Below are 4,502 nucleotides of genomic sequence, written 5' to 3' on the forward strand. Positions count from 1 at the left end.
GGAGAAGTAGAGCGCGGTGTGGTTGGAGCGCATGACGGCGGTGGTGCCGCCCACCCGGCCCTCGCGACGGTCGGTGACGAGATTGGTGAGCGTTTCGGCGTCGCATTGGACGACCGGGGTGGCCATCGCGACACCCGGTTGCATCGCGCCGATCAGCGCCTCGACGAACCACGCAGGCGTGAGCGGTGCATCGCCTTGCAGGTTGACGATCACGTCCGGGGCGCTGTCCAGTTGTGCCAGCCCTTCGGCGCAGCGTTCGGAGCCGTTGCGGGCCTCTGAACTGGTCATCAGGACGTCCGCACCGAAGCCGCGCGATGCGTCGGCGATGCGGTCGTCATCTGTCAGCACGTAGACACTATCCACGCCCGAAACCGCTTTTGCCGCCTCCCAGGCGCGCTGGATCAGGGGTTTTTTCACGCCTGTAGCCCCGGTCAGTTCCACCAGCGGCTTGCCCGGATAGCGGGTCGAGGCATAGCGGGCGGGGATGAAGACCACCGCGCTCATGCCACACCCGCGCGCAGAAGGTCGTGGATATGGATCAGGCCCAGCAACGTGCCGTTTTCGGTCACCATCAGCGCGCCGATCTTGTGGGCGTTCATCTCGGCCAGCGCCTCGGTCAGCAGCGCATCCGGTGCGATGGAGCGGGGGGTGGGGGTGGCCACTTCGCCGGCGCTGCGCCCCGTCAGCCCGTCGAGATTGCGGCGCAGATCGCCATCGGTGATGACGCCGACAAGGCGATCGTCGTCCACCACCGCCGCCACGCCGAAGCCCTTGGCGCTCATCACCACCAGGGTCTCGCCCATCGGTGTATCCGGGGCGACCACCGGCAAAGCCTCATCGCGGTGCATCACCGCCGAGACGCGCAAGAGCTGCGCGCCCAACGTGCCGCCGGGGTGGAAGGCGTTGAAACTGTCGCGGTCAAAGCCGCGATGCTGCATCAGCGCCACCGCCAATGCGTCGCCAAGCGCCATGGTGAGCGTGGTGGAGGTGGTGGGGGCCATGCGCAGGGGGCAGGCTTCGGGCGCGTCGGGCAGGAGCAGCACGTGATCGGCGGCGCGGGCGAGCGTGCTGCCCTCGCGCTTGGTGATCGCGATGAGCGGGATGTCGAAGCGCGTGCAATAGGCGATCATGTCGGCAAGCTCGCGCGTCTCGCCCGAGTTCGAGATCAGGATCACCGCATCCTTGCGGGTGATCATGCCCAGATCGCCATGGCTCGCCTCGCCGGGATGCACCGCCTGCGCGGGCGTGCCAGTCGAGGCGAGTGTCGCGGCGATCTTGCTGGCGACATGGCCCGATTTGCCCATGCCAGAGACGATCACCCGCCCCGGCAGGTCAAGCAGCCGCGTCACCACGGTGTCGAAATCGGCGGGCAGTTCCTCGGCCAGCCGGGTCAGGGCGGCGGCCTCGGTGGCGAGCACCTGGCGGGCGATGGCGGAAGGGGTGTCGGTCATGAAAGCCTGCGATCTGGTTTGCGCCGGTGATAGCTTGTGGCGTGCGCGCTGTCCAATGCGCGCGCAAGGCTCTTGTGCCTCACACCTGCCGCGCGCCGGTTTCGGGGATATGCGCGTCCGCCCCGCCCCAGAGGCCCCAGCGCGCGCGCATCATCTGAATCGCGGCAGCATCAAGTTCGGTGCGGCCCTTTTCGGCCTCGCGGTGGCGGTAAAGCGCGGCTTCGCGGTCGGCCTGCGTCGTCTTGGGCTCGGGCTGATCGGCGGCGAGCCAGATGCCGATGCCCGCGCGGGCCAGCGCGCCCGAAAGCCAGACATCATCAACATGGAACGCTGGCTTCGGGATGTCATAGGTCAGATCATCGAAGAAGTGGGGCCGCACCACAACGCCGCCATAGCCCTCGAAGATATCGGAAAACCCCGCACGCGCGATGATCCGGCGCGGCGGCTTGCCAGAGAGCCCGACCTTGCCCTGCCCCGACAGTACCTGTTTCAGCCGTGCGACGCGATAGGGCAGATCCCATCTCCGCGACCGGCGCCGGTGGCGCGGAGCGGCATGAGCGGTGCGCCGTGACACGCCGGCAATGTCCCATCCGGCAAGCGCAATCGCGCGATCGGGGTGGCGGTCTGCCTCGGCCAGAAGCCCCTGCGCCCAGCCGGGGCGGTAGTCGCGATCATCGTCGCAAAAGATCAGCCGCATGTCCTGACCCCGGTAGCGCCGTGCGGCGCACAGCACCTTGGTGGCCGGACCATAATCGGTGTCGCTGCGATGCAGCGTGACGCCCGCAGGCAGGCGCGGCAGCGTGCCGTCCCACTCGGGAAACCGCGCATAGCTTTGCGGCAGCGTCAGCTCCACCCCGTCCACGCCCCGCTGCGCCACGAGTGATTCAAGCGTCGGGCCGATCAGGCCAAAGCGCGGCGGGATCGACGTCAGGGTGATGATGGTCATATGGACAGGCACTCGCAAACAGGCGCGGCCTCAATAGGGGCAAGCCGGTGGCGGAGCAAGCGGTGGTGGCAGGGCAGCGCGCATGCGCTTCAGGTGACAGGACGTGCAGACAGTGCCGCGCCCCTTGTGTAAACGGGACATCGGGCGACACGAGTGAGTTGGATGTGATTGAACTGAACGAAACGATTGCGGAAACAATTGTCATCAACCCACCGCAACTGCCTGCTCGACGAGCGGCCTCGCGAGCCCTGTGTCAGAGGATCGGCCTGAAACAGGTGCGGTTTTCGGAAGGCACTTCGGGTTTGTCGCATCAATTGGCTTGTGCGTTTGCGCATCGAAAGGCGATGAACGCGGTCAGGACATGGCCAAGCCTGATTCTTGAGGATGATCTCAAGCTTGCTTCCGACACTGCGGTGTTGCCCTTGGTGCCGGAAGATGCGGATATCGTCTATCTATCGGTGTCACCGTTCGGGTGTCTGCCCTGGACTTACGAAAATCTGGCGCTTTCCCGTCACCGGGCGATTCAGGGTCTGGCCCTGGCCTCGGTTCATAACGCGGACTGGTTGAAACTGCATTCCATGTCAGGCGCACCGGCCATCCTCTATATAAGCGAACGGGGTCTGGATGCCTGGAAACAGGCGACCCTTCAGGCCAGACGGTTCGGAGGTGCGTTCGATGTGTTTACGGCCTATGCGATGAAAGACGTCAATGTCTACGCGCCGCACCAACCTGTCTTTTGTGAAAGCGCGGAGTTGCAGCGTGAAGATTTGCGCCGGAACGCGGCTTTATTCAATCAACGACTGAGTTTTACGCGCACACCGCTTCGACCCTTTGCTGCCGGCGATCAGACCGTTGTCCGTTACAAGCGACAGACGATCACGGTGGAAGCGGTCGAGGTCAATGAAAATACTTTGCAATGGGCGGTCGTAGACGTTGCGGTGAAAGATCATCCTGACGAAAACCCATAAGCGCGGCAAGTTTCCAGTCAGCACAACGAGCAGACCAAGGAAAAATGGTTATTCAACCATTAACCTTAACCCAATCTTTACCCTCCCCGCCGGATAAAAGCGTCAATGCAACCCTGACGGGAGAAATTCACGATGTCTGTCGAGACCAAGGACACTGCACGCAAGCGCGCCTTCATCACCGGGATCACCGGGCAGGACGGGGCCTATCTGGCGAAACTGTTATTGGAAAAGGGCTACGAGGTGCATGGCGGCATCCGCCGCAATGCGCAGGCCGAACGGGCGCGGCTGGAGGCGCTTGGAGTGGCCGAGCGGGTCATTCTGCACGAGCTCGACCTGTCGGAGATGAACAACGTCTTTCGCCTGCTGCGCGATGTGCCGGTGGACGAGTTCTACAACCTCGCGGCGCAAAGCTTTGTCGGCTCCTCCTGGGAGCAGCCGGTCTATGCCGGCGATGTGAACGGGCTTGGCGTGGCGCGGCTTCTGGACACGCTGCGCACGCTGGCGCCGCAGACCCGGTTCTATCAGGCGTCGACCTCCGAGATGTTCGGGCTGGTGCAGGCGGTGCCACAGGTCGAGACGACGCCGTTCTATCCGCGCTCGCCCTACGGCGTGGCCAAGGCCTATGGTCACTATATCACCGTGAATTACCGCGAGAGCTTTGGCATGCATGCCTCTTGCGGCATCCTGTTCAACCATGAAAGCCCGCTGCGTGGCGAGGAATTCGTCACCCGCAAGATCACCCGCGGGCTGGCCAAGATCGCGCGCGGCGGCAATGCGCCGGTGCAGCTGGGCAACCTTTCGGCGCGGCGCGACTGGGGCTTTGCCGGCGATTATGTCGAGGGCATGTGGCGGATGCTGCAACAGGATCAGCCCGGCGATTACGTGCTGGCCACCGGGGTGACGACGCCGATCCGCGATTTCGTCAGCTTTGCCGCCGAGGCGCTCGACATGCCGCTTGACTGGCAGGGCGAGGGCACGGACGAGATCGCCACCGACCGGCGGACGGGTCGGCGGGTGATCGAGGTGAACCCGGCCTTCTTCCGCCCCGCCGAGGTCGATCTGCTGGTCGGCGATGCGGCCCGCGCGCGGCGCGAGCTCGGCTGGCGGCCGAGCGTCGATGTGCGCAGCCTGGCGGGA

5 protein-coding genes are annotated in these 4,502 nt (G+C 64.8%); 2 read left to right on the forward strand and 3 right to left on the reverse strand.

What is annotated here, in order from left to right; all coding sequences use genetic code 11:
• From ACGKZZ_RS17000 to ACGKZZ_RS17010, 3 genes are all read right to left on the reverse strand, one after another.
• Positions 1–504: cytidylyltransferase domain-containing protein (locus ACGKZZ_RS17000; RefSeq protein WP_411224707.1), on the reverse strand; the 504-nt coding region annotated here is incomplete at its 3' end.
• Positions 501–1,451, reverse strand: a complete 951-nt coding sequence (locus tag ACGKZZ_RS17005; protein ID WP_411224708.1) for an SIS domain-containing protein — start codon at positions 1,449–1,451, stop codon at positions 501–503. The genes ACGKZZ_RS17005 and ACGKZZ_RS17000, both read right to left, overlap by 4 nt.
• Before the next feature lie 79 nt (positions 1,452–1,530).
• Positions 1,531–2,397, reverse strand: a complete 867-nt coding sequence (locus ACGKZZ_RS17010; protein ID WP_411224709.1) for a glycosyltransferase family 2 protein — start codon at positions 2,395–2,397, stop codon at positions 1,531–1,533.
• A 344-nt stretch (positions 2,398–2,741) separates the two neighbouring features.
• Between ACGKZZ_RS17010 and ACGKZZ_RS17015 the strand changes: the two genes are divergently transcribed.
• Entirely contained in the window at positions 2,742–3,365 is a 624-nt protein-coding gene (locus ACGKZZ_RS17015; protein WP_411224710.1) for a hypothetical protein, read from the forward strand.
• A 132-nt stretch (positions 3,366–3,497) separates the two neighbouring features.
• The coding region (gmd, locus tag ACGKZZ_RS17020; protein ID WP_411224711.1) for a GDP-mannose 4,6-dehydratase at positions 3,498–4,502 on the forward strand (1,005 nt) is incomplete at its 3' end.

The sequence above is a fragment of the Marivita sp. S2033 genome, assembly GCF_046592965.1.
In the GTDB taxonomy this organism is placed as follows: domain Bacteria; phylum Pseudomonadota; class Alphaproteobacteria; order Rhodobacterales; family Rhodobacteraceae; genus Marivita.